This is a genomic window from Paenibacillus sp. FSL R10-2771, assembly GCF_038000205.1.
Lineage (GTDB): Bacteria > Bacillota > Bacilli > Paenibacillales > Paenibacillaceae > Paenibacillus_AQ > Paenibacillus_AQ phytohabitans.
The window spans coordinates 3579597-3595588 of sequence record NZ_JBBOBM010000001.1 but is presented as its reverse complement, the minus strand read 5'-3'; the positions used below and the strand labels follow the sequence as shown (position 1 = coordinate 3595588).

Here is a 15992-nt window from a genome sequence, read left to right as displayed (position 1 = left end):
GTGCATAATAATTATATTACAGGAGAGGTGGGATCGATTTGAAGAACAGAATCGCAGCCGTTTTCCTAAGTGTACTGTTATTGGCAGCAGGATTGGGAGTATTAACCGGAAATAGTGTCCACGCAGCACCGGGTGTAAATATTATTGTGAACGGACAAGCCTTGCAGCTGGATGGACCGCAAACCTATACCAGCGGAACAACCCTCATGCTCCCGCTCCGGGAGACTACGGAAATCCTTAAGTATAAGACTACCTTTGTAGGTGCCACAGGACAGTTCAAGCTGAATCGCTTCCAGGAAACCATTGAGTTCAGATTGAGCGGGAAAGAGATCATTCTGAACGGCAAGGATCGGGTGCCTTTTACAGATAGTATTGAACTGAAGCAGCAGCGCGCATATGCACCTTTGTCGTTTTTTGCAGCGATCGGGCTGGTTACATCCTATAATCAGGCAAAAGGGCAGGTTGAAATCTACTCACCGGAGGTAACTGCCGGAGCTGTAGCCGGATTGCTGGCCGCAGGCAACTATACAGGACTCCGCGAGCGTTACTTCACTGCGGAAGCAGAACAGCCCCCGCTGCCCGTCATTCAGCAGAACTGGGAGGGTGTAAGCGCTCCGGCTGGCCAGTACTTCGGAGTGAAATCTACGGAGAGCCGGCAGCATGACGGGAATATGACAATAACAAGCGTGTTGTCCTTCTCCAAATCTGAGGCGCTGCTGACCCTGGAGCTGAATACATCGGGCAAGATCGTGAAGCTGAGCCTGGCGGCGCTGCAGGCAGCGGAAGTGCTGGTCAACCCTTCGAAATAACAAATAATTGATCATTCATAGCAGGAGCATCTCGCAGCTGTAATCCGCTGCCGGAGATGCTTCTTTTTTATTAATGCTAACTCTTTTGAAAATTCCTGAAAACTTCTGTTGACAGATCACTCCAAAGAGAGTAATTTTAAATTCTGATTAAACGCTGTTTAAATCGATGATTAGAAATCGCGGCAAAGGAGGGCGACAAGCTGCATTATGGTTAAATCTGACAACAAAGCTGATTCTTCAGATAAAGATACGAAGCAGATTATACTCGATGCAACCGTGGATTTGATCCGCGAAGAGGGGTTCAGCTGTATCACCCTTCGGAGTATCGCAGCAAGGGCAGAGACGAATCTTGCACTGGTGAATTATTATTACGGCTCCAAGGAAAAACTGTTTGGCGACGCAGTGAAGAGACTGGTGTCTACCTTTGATGATGCCTTCAAAGCACTGGAAGATGACAGCCTGCCGCCGAAGGAGCGGATGAAGTTATTTTTCATGCGTTATATTATGAATCTCAGCCGTTACCCGGGAATGGCCCGGCAGATGCTTGATCAAAGACATCATATTATGGGCTCACAGGATGAATATGCGAAGTACTCCAAGCTGATGAGACTGGAGCGCATTAAGGAAGTGCTCAGTGAGATCACTGGGGAGCAGGACCGCGACAAGCTCATGATGATGATGATGCAAGTCTATGGGGCCATTGTTTTTCCGGTAATTATGGTCTCCAGCCTGCCGAAGGAACGGGAGGATCTCAAGGAGATGTTCAGGCTTTCGCCGCTTGAGGAGCAGATTGACGGTTTATTTGAACTTTATTTTCATAAGTATAACTAATTATAAACAGAGAAAAGAGTGGAGAATAGAATGACAAACACCGCAAATAAAGGAAACAGTGCAGCAGTAGAAGCACCGTTCTCGCTGAAAGCCATTATTCCGCCGTTAATGGCTATTATCGTCGGCATGATTATGGTTATCCTGGACAGCACTGCCGTAAACGTTGCGGTACCGAATCTTGTGCAGTATTTCGCAACAGATCTTAAGACCGTTCAGTGGGCCATTACGGGTTATACGCTGGCGCTGGCTGCCGTAATTCCGCTGGCTGGCTACATGACTGACCGCTTCGGTTCCAAGCAAGTCTTTCTAACGACTATTGTTATGTTTGTACTGGGGTCCGTTCTTTGTTCGGTTGCCCAGACCTCAACGCAGCTGGTCATCTTCCGTGTCATTCAAGGTCTTGGCGGCGGTATGGTAGCTCCAATCGGTATGGCCATGGTCTTCAGACTGGCTCCGGCAGAGCGCAGAGGTTCTATTATGGGGATGCTCGGAATTCCCATGCTGCTGGCTCCGGCACTTGGACCGATCCTCTCCGGTTGGCTGGTAGAATACGTGAGCTGGCACTGGATCTTCCTTATCAACCTGCCTATCGGTATCGTTGGTATCATTCTGGGAGTTAAATATCTGCCTGTTACAGAGAAGAAGGGCAAAGCCCATCTGGATATCTTCGGTATCATTCTGGCTCCGCTTGCGTTCTCCATGCTTGCCTATGGCGTCAATCAAGGCGGAGGCGAAAGCTGGACTTCGACGGGGGCTCTCGTAGGTCTATCTGTCGGCGGTGTGGCGCTGGTGCTGTTCGTCATCGCTGAGCTGATGCAGAAGCATCCGCTGCTGGAGCTGCGCGTCTTCCGTTCATCGGACTTCACACGCGGCATTATCCTATCCTGGGTGACCCAGGCTGCCTTGTTCGGTTCCATGCTGTTCGTTCCGTTGTATCTGCAGCAGATCCGCAACTACACACCGCTTGAGACAGGTCTGATTCTGCTTCCGCAGGCGCTGGCATCCGGTATCGGTATGCCGGTGGGCGGCCGCTTATTCGATAAAATTGGTGCACGTCCGCTGTTGTTCGTCGGACTCAGTGTCATTTCCACTGCACTGTTCCTGTTGTCCGGTGTTACGGTAGACACCAGTCTTCCCGTTATCATGGGCTGTCTCGCTATGATGGGTCTGGGTATGGGCTTGTCGATGATGCCGGTTAACACTCATGTTCTGAACTCCGCTCCGCGTGAATGGGTTGGCCGGGTGACTCCGCTGACCGCCGCAGCCCAGCAGGTCGTAGTATCGTTCGCGGTTGCCGGAATGACCGGATACTTAACCAGCCAGATTACCGTTCATATGGGTGAGATGGCTGCCGGAAGCAATCCGCTTGTCGCCGCTGTTCAGGGCTTCAATGATGTATTCTTCCTCTCCGCATGCATCGCGCTGGCCGGAGTGGTCATCAGTCTGATTCTGCGCAAGCCGAAGACAGCCGGTTCCGCCGGAACTCCGGAAGGGCAGCAGGCCGACGCTGCTGTAATGATGGGACATTAATTTATATCTTGGGTTTACGGCCGCCTCAGCTAATCGCTGCGGCGGTTTTTTCTCATTTCACCCCCGTTGTCGCGATTACGATTCGAAATCCTGCACGAAATACAACATTTATGTCTTTACAGCAAGAACTGAAGTCACTCAATTGCTGTCATCTTATAGGACGGCTATACAGAAGGGCGAAAGGAGGAATTAGAGGTATACATCACATCGCCTTGGATGCGATACAGAAGGCGAAATGGGAGGAATTACGGCGGTATGTGGGATTTATCCGGGGCAGGCGCCAGTTGGAGTATTTTGTGAACCGCTTGACGGCTGATAAGGAATTCTATATAGTTTTAATAAAACTATTAACGAGGGGTTTCCTTATGTATGAATTACTGGTCCTGTCATTGCTGATGCATTTCCCGCTGCATGCTTATCTGATTGCGAAGATTATCAGCCCGTGGGAGAAAATCAGCCGCGGAACGCTGTCCACCCTGTTGTCCAGACTTGAGAGAGAGGGACTGATCTGCGAAGCCGATCCTTCATCAGTGCCTTATCCCAGTGAACGGCCGTCCCGTGCGCTGCAGCTCACCGGTAAAGGGCGGACCCGGTTCACCGAGCTGATGATGGATACGGGGACGGAGTCGGCAACCTATCAGAAGCTTTTTCATATTAAAGCCCAGCATTTGGAGTTCCTTGCCCCTGAAGCGCAGCTGGCGCTTGTAGACCATTATCTTGCGTACGCCGCTAAAGGCATTGCAGAGCTGCTAAAAGGGATAGACGCCTTCCGAAAAGAGACTGCTCCTGATGCTGCCGCGCCGGGAGGGCGGTTCTATGCGACAACGATGGATCTGCTGCAGGTGCGTCTGGAGGCGCAGGAGCTGGATCTGGCCTGGGCGCAGCGTTTGCGGGAAGCCGTGATGACGCAGAAAGAAGGACAACAATGAAGGGTTCCCAAGAAAGCTGGCAGAGCAGAGCGGTTAAGCTGGGCTTGCGCCTCATGAGGATTAACGCCATGTGGAAGAAGACAGGGATAGCTTTGCGGAAGGAAATTGAAACGAAGCAGCGGAAGGAGAGCAGTAAGCCGCCGGCTAAAGTGTATACGTTATGCAGCGTCGAAGAGCGTGAGATAGCCGGTTCTCCTTACTATGTGCTGTCTGCAAAGTCTCTTTCGGGCGGCAAACAGATCCTGTATCTGCACGGCGGAGGTTATGTGCTGAAGATATCCCCGCTGCATTGGGAGTTCCTGGCCGGTATGGCAGACAAGCTGAGGTGTACGATTGCGGTTCCCATGTACCCTTTGGCACCGCAATATGGACATAAGGAAGTATTTCAGATGCTGGTACCGCTATATGAGGAGATGTTAGCACAGAGTTCTAAGTGTGGAGACAAGCTTGTGGTCATGGGGGATTCGGCTGGCGGCGGAATGGGGCTTGCACTAGTGCAGCTGCTTAAGGAAAAGGGGATACCACGGCCTGCACACACGATCCTGATCTCCCCGGTGCTCGACATGACCTTCAGCAACCCGGATATCAAGGCTGTGGAGCGTAAAGACCCTGTCACGGCAGTTCCTGCCATCAAAGAAATTGCTGAGTGGTATGCGGGGGATCAGGAGATTACTTCTCATTTGATCAGCCCCGCTTATGGGGAGGTCACGGATATAGGGCCGGTCAGCATCTTCATTGGGACGCATGACATTGTGTATCCCGATGTCAAGAGGTTCAAAGACCGGTTACTGGTTGAAGGAATAAAGATCGGCTACTATGAATATCCGCAAATGCTGCATGTCTGGCCGCTGTTCTTCTTCCCGGAATCCAAGACAGCGAGAGCACAGATCAGAGCAATTATTGAAGACTTATAGATCTGCCCGCCGTTTCTTGAGCATCCTTGCCTGAAAAGGGGCGAAGTGCAATCTGCCGAGCAGTTCGGAAGCTATAATGCCCAGCAGGACAAGGGCAGCGCCGGTGTAGCCTTGCAGCGAAAGCTGTTCATGTGCGAACCAGTAGCCGAAGAAGGCGGCAAAGACCGGTTCCAGGGCGAAGATTAATCCGGTGCGGGTCGGCGTTGTGTATTTCTGGGCAACGGGCTGCAGGATGAAGCCGCAGGCACTGCAGAAAATACCGAGTGCGAGGATGGCGATCCAGCCGGGAAGTGTCGAAGGCAGTGCAGGAGTCTCGAAGACTGCTGACAGAATCAGGGCATATCCCCCGGCGAAGCCCAGCTGCAGAATGCCGATATTCAGCGAATCGCTGCTCTTGACAGCGCGGCTGGTAACCAGAATCTGCACTGCGTAGAAAATGGCAGCCAGAATACAGAGCAGATCACCAGGCTGTACATGCAGCGACCCGTTCAGGGTGAGCAGCCCGATGCCGGCGATGGCCAGAATGGCACCGAAGATTTGCGGAGGGGCGACCTTCTTTTTGAAGATCAGAACATCCAGCAGCGGTACAAAAACAACGGTCAAAGCGACCAGAAATCCGGCATTGGAGGTCGTGGTGGTCTTCAGTCCGAAGGTGATGCAGGTGAACACACCGAGCAGAAGAAAGCCGAGCAGGGCTCCATATTTCAATGTTCTGGCGTCCACACTGCGCAGCCGTTTGCGGAACAGCAGAGCCGCCAGAATGAAGGCCAGTCCGAAGCGTAGTGCAATCAGATTGAATTCCCCCAGTGTGCCGAGTCCCATTTTCATGAACAGGTAGGAGGAACCCCAGAACATCGTTACTACTATGAGCATCAGCTCGGCCTTTAGCGGCTTCATTCCATCATCATCCTTCTTTATTTCAAGTGATTATAGTATAATACGCTCAAATACATAAGGTAACTGAATGTTTATCATATGAAACATGAGTAATTCTCATGCAAACTATGGGGGCCAGCGATGAGTATAATCAAATACGAAGTGTTCCTCAAAGTGGTTGAACTGGGCAGTCTGACCAAAGCCGCCGAGGTGCTGGGCTTCACCCAATCCGGTATCAGCCATACGATCAGCAGCCTGGAGAGCGAATTTGGTTTTCCGCTGCTTGTGAGGAGCCGTTCCGGTGTCAAGCTGACGGTCAATGGGGAGCAGGTTATTCCGCCTATCCGCGAAATCCTCAAATGGAATGAGCAGCTGAAGCAGCAGGTGGCCGATATTCATGGTCTGGAGACAGGGACAATTACACTAGGCACCTTCACAAGCGTATCCGTTCACTGGCTGCCGGACATGATCAAACAGTTCCGCAAAGAGTACCCATACATTGAATTCAAGCTGATGGAGGGCGGATATCTGGAGATTGAGCAATGGATTGAGGCTGGTGTGGTCGACTGCGGCTTCCTGTCGCTGCCTACCCGGGAGAAGTTTGAGGTCTTTCCGCTGAAGCAGGACCGGATGCTGGCGATTCTTCCGTTGGACCACCCGCTGAGCAAAGCCCCGTACATGCCGCTGGCCCAGATCGCCTACGAGGATTTCATCATTCCGAGACCCGGCTCGGACTATGATGTGCAGCGGGTGCTGGAGAAGGCGGGGATTAAGCCGAACATCAAATTCTCGGCCGGGGATGACTATGCGATCATAGCCATGATAGAGAAGGGGCTGGGCATCAGCATCCTCCCGGAGCTGGTCACCCGGTTCCAGAATCATAATGTGGCCATGCTTGAGCTGGAGGAACGGAGTTTCCGCTCATTGGGAATTGCCGTCAGCTCGATGAAATATGCTTCTCCTGCAACGAGACGATTCCTGCAGCATGTGCAGAGCTGGTCGTCCGGCCAAGAAGGGATTTGACTTGATAAATCCAGCGCAAAAAAGGCACGTTTTCAGTTTTGAAAACATGCCTTTTTGCAATGCGCATCATTTGCTTAATTTGCGTCCTTCTTTGTCGAGAAACAACAGCTCGTAGTATTTTTTCGGCCGCCCTTTACTGTTGTCACGTTTTTCAAATACCGTTTGTACGTATTTTTTTTCTTCAATTTTGTTAAGGATACGGTTTGCACCTTTGACGGTCATGGACAGGCACCCAGCAACATCCTCAGAGGATAATTTATTTGTTCTCATAATTTCTGCGTAGGACATGATTTTCTGCAAATTGATGTTGTTTATTCCAATATTTTTGGCCAATGCGATGATTTCCGGGTCCCCCTGTTCAGAGAACTGTATGACATTCATGCTCTGCATTGGGCCGATAACCTTCTGATCCTCGTTTATAAAAAAGCTGCAGCTGCCCGTGTAGGCTTTCGCCTGTCTATAAGCTTTGGCGGCGTTTTCGTTAGCTTGAAAATATTCATGTCCCGAGCCCCACCCGATCTTCACCTTGTAGCTTACGTACAATTCCAGATACTCCAGCAGTGAGCAGTTCTGCGCATTGGAGGTAATTTTCATGAAATTTCCGTAAGTGGTGTATAGTCTGACAAAGCCTTCCGAAATTTGGGCTGTGTCGGCAAGATTCACGCTATGCAGAAACCTGCCAACCAGGGCTTTCAGCTCTTGAAGCTGATCTTCAGATGGTGGCTGCTCATTGTGGACCGATAAGTATGCGACAACTGCCCGCTGGTTCTTAAGCTTGAGGATGGTAATCTCGTTGATGATCTCGCTTAGGGTCTCTTTAACATCTTCCAAAGTGGGCCGGATCAAGATATATCTGACTCCGTGCTTTTTGAGCTCTGGAACAAAGTGGCCGAACGCTGTAATGGACAGGTCTATTTTTTGGGCTTCCCACAAAGTGATATGGTTCTCCAGCATGGTCTCCACCCGTTCGAACAAATCTCCGCTGTCAACAGGCTTCCCTTCATGAGTCAGGTATTGCTGGAATTCACTGAAGGAATCGATAACATACGCATAATCCACATAGATCCTCGATATATCAAGCCCGGGCTCTGTCACCAGCACCCGGAAGAGTTCTCTATATAGAAGGTTCTCATTATCCTGCAAAATGTGAATAGGGACCTTCTCATCCAGGCAATCCTTATCTATTGACTCATAAAGCATCCTGCCGCTGACCACAAATCCATCCACCGAATCTAAGTTCTGCAGATACAGGTCTGTTGTTTGTCCGAAGGTGCTGATGGTAAGGAACCGGAACTGGCATATGGGCCGCATTTCTTGTTCAATGGCGCGGAAATAATCCATATGGCTCTCTGGCGTGATAATACCCAGCTTGATTTTCATAGTATATTCCTTTCAAAAGACAATGCAATCAAAAGAGTTATATCACAATAAATGTGATATTACAACGTTCCGGCACCTTTAAAATAATGTTCTTAAAATGTCTAATAATCTCTTGACAGCGAATGAATTTAAAAGTACGATAAAATCGTTCTTAAAAAGTCTTAAAATGTGAAGGAGGCCATTTAAACTCTGTACTTACATTCATTCAATTTGTGTTTTGGGAGATGTTATTGTGATTGAAGAAGCTGGAGACGATTTGAGTATGGCTCATCAGCTGCAGGACAAATTGGTCATGTACAGGCATCATCTTCATGCGATTCCGGAGCTTGATTTAAGTTTGCCCAGAACAACGGCCTACGTCAAAGAGGTGTTGGAGTCGATGGGTCTTAAGCCCGCTCCCGTAGGGGAATCAGGGCTAACAGTTACCATTGGCGGACAGCATGACGGGAAGGTGGTTCTTCTCCGTGCAGATATGGACGCTTTGCCCATTTCAGAGGAAACGGAGCTTTCTTACGCGTCGTTGAACGGGAACATGCATGCTTGCGGTCATGACATGCATACTTCCATGCTGCTGGGAGCGGCGGAGATCCTGAAGGCTAACGAAGAGCAGCTTCGCGGGACGGTTAAGCTTATGTTTCAGCCGGGTGAAGAGACGCTGCACGGGGCAAAAATGATGCTTGAGAGCGGGATTCTCGACAATCCTAAAGTGGATGCAGCCATGATGCTTCACGTGTTGACCGGAATGCCACTTCCTATCGGACAATTTGTAGTGCCTGAGGAAGGTGGAGCGATTTCTGCTTCTTCGGATTGGTTCGAAATCATCATCCGCGGACGGGGCTCACATGGCGCAATGCCCGAGGCCGCAGTGGACCCCTTAAATGTGGCTGCTCATCTTCATCTGGCGCTGCAGGGTATACTTAGCCGGGAAATTTCGCCGATTGATAATGCAGTCCTTACCATAGGCGTGATGGAAGGCGGAAGTACAAACAATGTGATTCCCGATACGGCCAGAATGAAAGGCAGTGTACGCACATTTAACACCGCACTGCGGGATAAAGTGGAGACCCGAATCCGCGAAATTAGCGCAGGGATCGGAGAAACTTTTCAGGCCAAGGTGGAAGTGATCTATACCAGAGGCTGTCCCGAAGTGAAAACGGATGGCAGGCTTAATGAGCAAATGAGGGTTTCGATTGCAAATACCTTTGGTGACGGTTCCTACATTGGTATAACCGAACTGGTACCCGGCGGCAAATTAATGGGCTCAGAAGACTTCGCGTTTGTCTCACAGGCGGTACCAAGTACCACAGTGTTTCTTAACGCAGGCAATATCGAAGATGGTTATCGTTACCCTGTACACCATCCAAAGACGATGTTCTCGGATGAGGTGCTTCATAGAGGGGCTGCGGCTTACGCAGCTTTTGCCAGAGACTGGCTTGAAAGTAACAGATAAGCTCTAAACCAAACTTAGGAGGAATTACAATGACAGAGAGACGGATGATTGGACCCACCAAATTTGAAGAGTACTCGGAGAAATACAAGGAATTCCTGTTAATGACCCGCCGTGACGGAATCCTTGAAGTGCGTCTTCACACCGACGGAGGATCGTACACGCACAATTGGGAAGCTCATACCGCCTGGTCTCATGCCTGGTCAGATATTGGCCGTGACCCTGAGAACGAAGTCATGATTATTACGGGAACCGGGGATAAATGGCTGATTGGCGAACCTGGGGTCTGGAATACTAAATTCATGGACTGGCCGAAGCAAAAGAAGCTCGAACAGTATCATGAATCGCTGAGACTGCTTGAAAATCTGATCTTCTGCATTGACATCCCGACAATCGGGGCGGTCAACGGGCCGGGAACGCACTGTGAACTCGCAACGCTCTGCGATATTACCATTTGCACGGAAGACGCGGACTTTTTCGATCCGCATTATCTGGGAGGCACGCCTCCAGGAGATGGAATGCTGCTCACACTGCAGAGCATGATCGGTTTCAAAAAAGCAGCCTACTACGCATACACCGGCAAGAATATCAATGGTCAGACCGCCTTGGATCTGGGTATTGTCAGTGAAGTTCTGCCCCGTGAGCAGCTTCTTCCACGCGCTTGGGAGCTCGCGGAGATGATCATGCAGGCACCGCGTTCAACGAGACATCTGTCTCACTCCATTATCTCCCGGCCATGGAAGCAGGCTCTGGTCGCCGATCAGGGATTCCAGCTTGCCCACCAGATGTACGACATGGCTATTGATGAAGAAGGAGCACTGGAGCGGCTGAAGAAAATGCAGGGACGCCTGATGGGCAACGATGTTCAATAGAGAAATGACGGGACCTACACAGTTCGAAGAATACTCGGAGAGGTACAAGGACTTATTCCTCATGACCCGCCGCGGCGGCATCCTGGAAGTGCGTATGCACACCGGCGGGGGACCTTTACAATTCGACTGGCCGGTCCAAGCCGCATATGGTCACGTATGGTCAGATATTGGCCGTGATCCTGAGAATGAGGTCATCATTCTTACAGGGACAGGAGAGTTATGGCAGACCGGCAATCCTGAAGTCTGGAATACGAAATTCATGGATTGGCCGAATCGCCGGAAGCTGGAGATGTATCATGAATCGCTCAGAATGATTGAGAATATGGTTCATTGCCTGGACATCCCCACCATTGGGGTGATCAATGGCACAGGCTCACACTGGCAGCTGGGGACGCTGTGTGATATTACCATCTGTGCGGAAGACACAGCGTTCTTCGATGCCCATTACCTGGGCGGTGTACCGCCCGGAGACGGAATTGTCTTAGCACTTCAACAACTGCTGGGAACCAAGAAAGCGGCATTCTACGCATATACGGGGATGAACATTAATGCTCAAGCGGCATTAGACCTCGGTCTGGTCAGTGAGGTGCTGCCTCGTGAACAGCTTCTTCCACGCGCGTGGGAGCTGGCAGAAAGAATCATGCAGGCGCCCCGCCCGGTAAGACATCTTACACATTCGATTGTGTCGCACCCGTGGAAAAAAGCCCTTGCCCATGATCAGGGTCTACAGATTACTCACCAATTGTATGACATGGCCATGGATGATGAGGGGATTCATGAGCGGCTCATGAAGCTCAAGGAACGTTTTCAGAGGAATGGGCAATAGCCAGAAGGGGGATAAGGGTGCTATGAGATCGTTGACTGAGCTATTTAAGATTGGCAGTGGACCGTCCAGCTCCCATACTATGGGGCCGGAGAAGGCGGCCAGGATCTTCAAATCAGAGAATGAAGACGCAGATGAGTTCAAGGCGTTGATCTATGGTTCCCTTGCCAAAACAGGCAAAGGCCATTTGACGGACAAGGCTATTCTTAGAGCACTTTCACCCGTTCCGGCGGAGGTTGAATTTGTTCCACAGGCAGATTTTGTTCTGCCCCATCCCAATACGATGGATTTGTTCGCTTACAAAGACGGGCGCCAAATCTCATCCATGCGTGTCGTCAGTATCGGCGGCGGGGACATCGTTATTGAGGGATGGGAGGAGATGCAAACGCCCGATGTCTACCCTGAGAACAGCTTTGCTGAGATCAGCACCTTTTGTAACGCCAATCATATTCGTCTAAGCGATTACGTCGAGCAGCGCGAAGGCAAACAGATCTGGGATTTCCTCCAAGGAATCTGGGAAGCGATGAAGCGTTCGATTGACGAAGGGCTGTCTGTCACAGGTATTCTGGAGGGCGGTCTTGAGGTCGAACGCAAGGCGAAATATCTGTATCATCAGCGGGATATGGATGAGAGCCCGGAGACGAGGGAGAACAGGATCGTCAGCGCGTACGCTTTTGCTGTCAACGAACAGAATGCCGCCGCCGGCACGGTCGTAACGGCCCCGACCTGCGGGGCCAGCGGTGTCGTGCCCGCTTCGCTCCGTTATATGCAGGAGAAGATGCAGGTCCCTGACGAACAGATCCTCCGGGCTCTGGCCGTCGGCGGGCTCATTGGCAACCTGGTCAAGCAGAACGCCTCCATCAGCGGCGCTCAGTGCGGCTGCCAGGCGGAGGTTGGCACGGCTTGCTCTATGGCAGCGGCTGCACTGGCTGAACTGTCCGGTATGGAGATCGACCAGATTGAGTATGCGGCGGAGGTTGCTATGGAACACCACTTGGGGTTAACCTGTGATCCGATTAACGGACTCGTTCAAATCCCTTGCATTGAGCGGAATGCTGTCGGTGCGATGCGGGCGATCAATGCGCTGAGCCTGGCCAAATTCTTGTCTGGTACCCGTAAGATATCCTTTGATCTGGTAGTACAGACCATGTATGAGACAGGCCTGGATATGAACAGCAGGTACCGCGAAACTTCAGAAGGCGGGCTCGCTAAGCTCTACAAAGCTGACAATTAAATGATACTTCCATGATCATGTGGCTGTAATTTCATACTTGTGTAATGTAACGAAGAACGTCCCGTGCTGCCGGTTGGCAGAAAGGACGTTCTTTTTTTGGAGGCTATACAGGGCAGGCTGCTGCTTCAAGAAGCAATTTGACGGGGCGCCGCTTGGATGAGAAAATGTATGCGTGTACATGGAGTGTGATTTCAACAGAGGAGGCTTCAAATGGAACAGCTACGCATTGGAATGATAGGTTATAAATTCATGGGCAAGGCCCACAGCAACGCCTACCGCAGTCTGCCGATGTTCTTCCCGAAGGCCGTCAAACCGCAAATGTCCGTCATCTGCGGACGCAATGAAGAAGCGCTGAAGGAGGCGGCAGACCAGCTGGGCTGGTCGGAGAGTGTAACCGACTGGAAAGAGCTGATCGGGCGTGACGATATTGATCTAATCGACATCAATGCGCCGAGCAATGCCCATAAGGAGATTGCGCTGGCGGCTGCTGCTGCAGGCAAGCATATTTTCTGCGAGAAGCCGCTGGCGCTGAATCTGGCAGATTCGCGAGAAATGCTCCAGGCTGCAGAGGCGGCCGGCATTGTTCATATGGTTGGCTTCAATTACCGTTTCTCCCCGGCGGTCAGGCTGGCGAAACGGCTGATCGAGAGCGGGCGGCTGGGAAAGATCTATCATTTCCGTGCCTGGTTCCTGCAGGACTGGATTCTCGACCCTGAATTCCCGCTGGTCTGGCGGCTGCAGAAGGAGATTGCCGGTTCAGGATCGCATGGGGATCTGGGGGCCCATCTGATTGATCTGGCCCATTTCCTGGTAGGGGATGTGCAGGAGGTCATCGGCATGAGTGAGACGTTCGTCAAGGAACGGCCCCTGGCAACGGAGATGACAGGTCTCAGCGCCCGGGCCAGCAAAGATGCACCGCGCGGCGCGGTAACGGTGGATGATGCTACTTTGTTCCTGGCCCGTTTTGCAAACGGCGCATTGGGCAGCTTTGAGGCGACACGGTTCGCGGCCGGGCATCGTTCGACCAATTCTTTTGAGATCAATGGCAGTCTGGGCAGTGTGAAATTCGACTTCGAGCGGATGAACGAACTGGAGGTCTATCTGACCTCGGATGATGAGGATGTGCAGGGCTTCCGGAGAGTGCTCGCCACCGATCCCGCACATGACTATGCTGAAGCCTGGTGGCCGCCGGGTCATACGATTGGATTTGAGCACACATTCATTCACGAGATGCTGGAGCTGTCGAATGCGATTGCCGAAGGCCGTCAGCCTGAGCCGAATTTCCGGGACGGTGTGAAATGCCAGGCTGTACTGGAAGCTGTGGAACGTTCGATTGAAGAGCGGCGCTGGGTTCCGATATCTGAAATGTAGATAAGCTCATAGAGCATTTAAATAACACCGCACGAAATCTGCTGCGGTGTTATTTTTATGTCTTATTTTCGCGCCCTGGTTGGGGTCAGGCCTTTGTACTGCTTATAGAGCTTCGTGAAATAATTGGGATTGTCACAGCCGACTCTGCCGGAAATCTCTGTAATGCTGAAGCCGGTCTCCCGCAGCAGCCGCTCGGCTTCATCCATCCGGCACAGGTTCACATAGTCAATGAAGGTGCGTCCGGTCAGCTTCTTGAAGGTTTTGCAGAAATGGAAAGCGTTCAGATTGACAAAGCGGGCAGCACGCTCGACCGACATTTTCTGATCGACATGTGTTTCCAGGTATTCCAGCAGCGGCTTGAAGCGTTCGCGGTTGATAGAATGACGTTCACTCTGCTGGGCGGGGAAGGTACGGGACAGGAGTGTGAAGAATAAGTGGAGCTGGTTCTTCACCACGAGCTGAAAAGCCGGTTGTTTAGCCTGCACCTCCTCAATAATCCGCTCAAGCAAGGAATAATACGAGGCGCATTCCGGGTTGTGGACCACCGGCATGACCGGAAACTGATACTGATTGCTAAGATAAGGGGCCACAAATTGCTCATGCTGGGAATCCTGATTCCGGTCCTTGAACAATGAGGCATGAAAAACAATCGAGATATAAGAAACATCTCCGCTATACAAGCTATAGCCGACATGCAGCCCGCCGGAAGGTACCATGATTACGTCTCCGGGACCGGCTTCATACGGTTTGCTGTCCACATGAAAGATCGCCCGGCCTTCACGCATGACAATAATCTCGAAATGCTCATGCCAGTGCAGGAAAAGGATATTCTGCTCGGGCTTGGCGCCCTGGCACTGATTAAAGAACAAGCGGAATGGATAGATCTTCTCCTCGAGCGCAGGGTATTCCTTAAGTTCCTTCGGATAAGTCATGATGGCTTCAACTCCCACAAGATTCAGCTAGTTTAACACAAGATAAGAAGAGATTTTGCCCGAAATGAAGGATATACTTGGGTTGTTGAACTAACTATAAACCAATATTGGAGTGGTATACAAGATGCAGGATACAATGAGAATCGGGACACTGGTGGGAGGCGGGGATGCACTAAGAGTGATTCCACAAATTATAGGTCACGGGTTCGAATCATTCAGCCTGACCTTCTGGCAGACAACGGGAAACACGGATCTGACAGAAACTGCTGCACGGGTGCGTGAACTGGCTGCGGAGCATGATTTCGTGATCTCTTCTGTAGGGATATTCGGGAATCCGCTTACAGGCACTGGGGATAACTCGGATGCGCTGGGCAGCTGGGAACGGCTGATCGACCACGCCCATTTGTTTGGAACCGATATGGTCTCCGGCTTCACCGGACGACTGCCCGGGGTTTCGATTGACGAGTCCATCCCGAAATTTGCAGAGGTGTTTGGTGAGCTCTCCAAAAGAGCCGCGGACCGTGGCGTCAGAATTGCCTTTGAGAACTGTTCCATGGATGGAAACTGGCAATCCGGAGACTGGAATATTGCCCATAACCCTACAGCATGGGAGAAGATGTTCAATGCGGTGAATGCCGATAATCTGGGTCTGGAATGGGAGCCCTGCCACCAGATGGTGCAGCTGATTGATCCGATTCCGCAGCTGCGCAAATGGACGGACAAAATTTTCCACGTGCACGGCAAGGACGCTACGATTGCCTGGGATATTATCAAGGAATACGGAATTCACGGACCTAAACCGTATGTGTGGCACCGGACACCGGGCTTCGGGGATACGAATTGGACTGATGTAATCTCGGTACTGCGGCAGGCCGGATACACAGGAACTATTGACATCGAAGGCTGGCATGATCCCGTTTACCGTGACGATCTGGAAATGACCGGCCAGGTTCATGCGCTCCATTATTTGAAGAATTGCCGGGGCGGCAGTTTCGTGCCAAATCCGGTCTAATCCAGAAAG

General features: G+C 51.2%; 15 protein-coding genes. 12 read left to right on the top strand and 3 right to left on the bottom strand.

The annotated features are described in order from the left end of the window. The first annotated feature begins 38 nt into the window (after positions 1-38). The 5 genes from NSU14_RS15410 to NSU14_RS15390 all read left to right on the top strand — a co-directional run bounded on the left by NSU14_RS15410 (position 39) and on the right by NSU14_RS15390 (position 5013). Positions 39-809 (top strand): stalk domain-containing protein, encoded by a 771-nt coding sequence (locus NSU14_RS15410; RefSeq protein ID WP_340946032.1) that lies wholly within the window; start codon positions 39-41, stop codon positions 807-809. Positions 810-1016: 207 nt separating this feature from the next. Then, complete coding sequence (locus NSU14_RS15405) at positions 1017-1640, top strand: TetR/AcrR family transcriptional regulator (RefSeq protein ID WP_042136974.1); 624 nt, start codon at positions 1017-1019, stop codon at positions 1638-1640. A gap of 30 nt (positions 1641-1670) precedes the next feature. After that, entirely contained in the window at positions 1671-3170 is a 1500-nt protein-coding gene (locus NSU14_RS15400; RefSeq protein WP_042136976.1) for a DHA2 family efflux MFS transporter permease subunit, read from the top strand. 365 nt (positions 3171-3535) lie between these two features. Next, the gene (locus NSU14_RS15395) at positions 3536-4099 is read left to right on the top strand and encodes a PadR family transcriptional regulator (protein ID WP_076244939.1); all 564 of its coding nucleotides are present in this window, start codon (positions 3536-3538) and stop codon (positions 4097-4099) included. After that, positions 4096-5013 (top strand): alpha/beta hydrolase fold domain-containing protein, encoded by a 918-nt coding sequence (locus NSU14_RS15390; RefSeq protein ID WP_076244942.1) that lies wholly within the window; start codon positions 4096-4098, stop codon positions 5011-5013. The genes NSU14_RS15395 and NSU14_RS15390 overlap by 4 nt, the downstream gene beginning before the upstream one ends. Here NSU14_RS15390 and NSU14_RS15385 read toward each other — a convergent pair. Beyond that, positions 5008-5910 carry a DMT family transporter gene (locus NSU14_RS15385; RefSeq protein ID WP_340946021.1) on the bottom strand — a complete coding sequence of 301 codons (903 nt, stop codon included), beginning with the start codon at positions 5908-5910 and terminating at the stop codon, positions 5008-5010. The two genes, NSU14_RS15390 and NSU14_RS15385, sit on opposite strands and share 6 nt — an antisense overlap. Before the next feature lie 120 nt (positions 5911-6030). On the opposite strand from NSU14_RS15385, the gene NSU14_RS15380 reads away from it, so the two are divergent. Continuing rightward, the gene (locus NSU14_RS15380; protein WP_340946018.1) at positions 6031-6912 is read left to right on the top strand and encodes a LysR family transcriptional regulator; all 882 of its coding nucleotides are present in this window, start codon (positions 6031-6033) and stop codon (positions 6910-6912) included. A gap of 66 nt (positions 6913-6978) precedes the next feature. Here NSU14_RS15380 and NSU14_RS15375 read toward each other — a convergent pair whose 3' ends face one another. Next, positions 6979-8292: a hypothetical protein gene (locus NSU14_RS15375; RefSeq protein ID WP_042136983.1), complete on the bottom strand. Its 1314-nt coding sequence runs from the start codon at positions 8290-8292 to the stop codon at positions 6979-6981. A 232-nt stretch (positions 8293-8524) separates the two neighbouring features. Between NSU14_RS15375 and NSU14_RS15370 the strand changes: the two genes are divergently transcribed. From NSU14_RS15370 to NSU14_RS15350, 5 genes are all read left to right on the top strand, one after another. Further along, positions 8525-9742, top strand: coding sequence for a M20 metallopeptidase family protein (locus tag NSU14_RS15370; protein ID WP_231575376.1), 1218 nt, complete (start codon positions 8525-8527; stop codon positions 9740-9742). A gap of 29 nt (positions 9743-9771) precedes the next feature. Next, a complete protein-coding gene (locus NSU14_RS15365; RefSeq protein WP_340946014.1) occupies positions 9772-10611 on the top strand; it encodes an enoyl-CoA hydratase/isomerase family protein in 840 nt (279 codons plus the stop codon). Next, positions 10601-11437, top strand: a complete 837-nt coding sequence (locus NSU14_RS15360) for an enoyl-CoA hydratase/isomerase family protein (RefSeq protein ID WP_340946012.1) — start codon at positions 10601-10603, stop codon at positions 11435-11437. Before NSU14_RS15365 ends, NSU14_RS15360 begins: the two co-directional genes overlap by 11 nt. 22 nt (positions 11438-11459) lie before the next feature. Continuing rightward, positions 11460-12668 carry an L-serine ammonia-lyase gene (locus NSU14_RS15355; RefSeq protein WP_340946009.1) on the top strand — a complete coding sequence of 403 codons (1209 nt, stop codon included), beginning with the start codon at positions 11460-11462 and terminating at the stop codon, positions 12666-12668. A gap of 210 nt (positions 12669-12878) precedes the next feature. After that, complete coding sequence (locus NSU14_RS15350) at positions 12879-14039, top strand: Gfo/Idh/MocA family protein (RefSeq protein WP_042136991.1); 1161 nt, start codon at positions 12879-12881, stop codon at positions 14037-14039. Positions 14040-14101: 62 nt separating this feature from the next. Here the strand turns inward: NSU14_RS15350 and NSU14_RS15345 are convergent, their stop codons facing one another. Further along, entirely contained in the window at positions 14102-14971 is an 870-nt protein-coding gene (locus NSU14_RS15345) for a helix-turn-helix domain-containing protein (RefSeq protein WP_340946007.1), read from the bottom strand. Between the two features lie 124 nt (positions 14972-15095). On the opposite strand from NSU14_RS15345, the gene NSU14_RS15340 reads away from it, so the two are divergent. After that, positions 15096-15983: a sugar phosphate isomerase/epimerase family protein gene (locus NSU14_RS15340; protein WP_340946005.1), complete on the top strand. Its 888-nt coding sequence runs from the start codon at positions 15096-15098 to the stop codon at positions 15981-15983. Positions 15984-15992: the final 9 nt, after the last annotated feature.

Excerpts from the sequence above, each read along its gene's own strand:
- NSU14_RS15360 (WP_340946012.1), top strand. The coding sequence starts at position 10,601 with ATGTTCAATAGAGAAATGACGGGACCTACACAGTTCGAAGAATACTCG.
- NSU14_RS15400 (WP_042136976.1), top strand. The coding sequence starts at position 1,671 with ATGACAAACACCGCAAATAAAGGAAACAGTGCAGCAGTAGAAGCACCG.
- NSU14_RS15345 (WP_340946007.1), bottom strand. The coding sequence starts at position 14,971 with ATGACTTATCCGAAGGAACTTAAGGAATACCCTGCGCTCGAGGAGAAG.
- NSU14_RS15355 (WP_340946009.1), top strand. The coding sequence starts at position 11,460 with ATGAGATCGTTGACTGAGCTATTTAAGATTGGCAGTGGACCGTCCAGC.
- NSU14_RS15385 (WP_340946021.1), bottom strand. The coding sequence starts at position 5,910 with ATGAAGCCGCTAAAGGCCGAGCTGATGCTCATAGTAGTAACGATGTTC.
- NSU14_RS15350 (WP_042136991.1), top strand. The coding sequence starts at position 12,879 with ATGGAACAGCTACGCATTGGAATGATAGGTTATAAATTCATGGGCAAG.
- NSU14_RS15390 (WP_076244942.1), top strand. The coding sequence starts at position 4,096 with ATGAAGGGTTCCCAAGAAAGCTGGCAGAGCAGAGCGGTTAAGCTGGGC.
- NSU14_RS15340 (WP_340946005.1), top strand. The coding sequence starts at position 15,096 with ATGCAGGATACAATGAGAATCGGGACACTGGTGGGAGGCGGGGATGCA.
- NSU14_RS15375 (WP_042136983.1), bottom strand. The coding sequence starts at position 8,292 with ATGAAAATCAAGCTGGGTATTATCACGCCAGAGAGCCATATGGATTAT.
- NSU14_RS15380 (WP_340946018.1), top strand. The coding sequence starts at position 6,031 with ATGAGTATAATCAAATACGAAGTGTTCCTCAAAGTGGTTGAACTGGGC.
- NSU14_RS15395 (WP_076244939.1), top strand. The coding sequence starts at position 3,536 with ATGTATGAATTACTGGTCCTGTCATTGCTGATGCATTTCCCGCTGCAT.
- NSU14_RS15405 (WP_042136974.1), top strand. The coding sequence starts at position 1,017 with ATGGTTAAATCTGACAACAAAGCTGATTCTTCAGATAAAGATACGAAG.
- NSU14_RS15365 (WP_340946014.1), top strand. The coding sequence starts at position 9,772 with ATGACAGAGAGACGGATGATTGGACCCACCAAATTTGAAGAGTACTCG.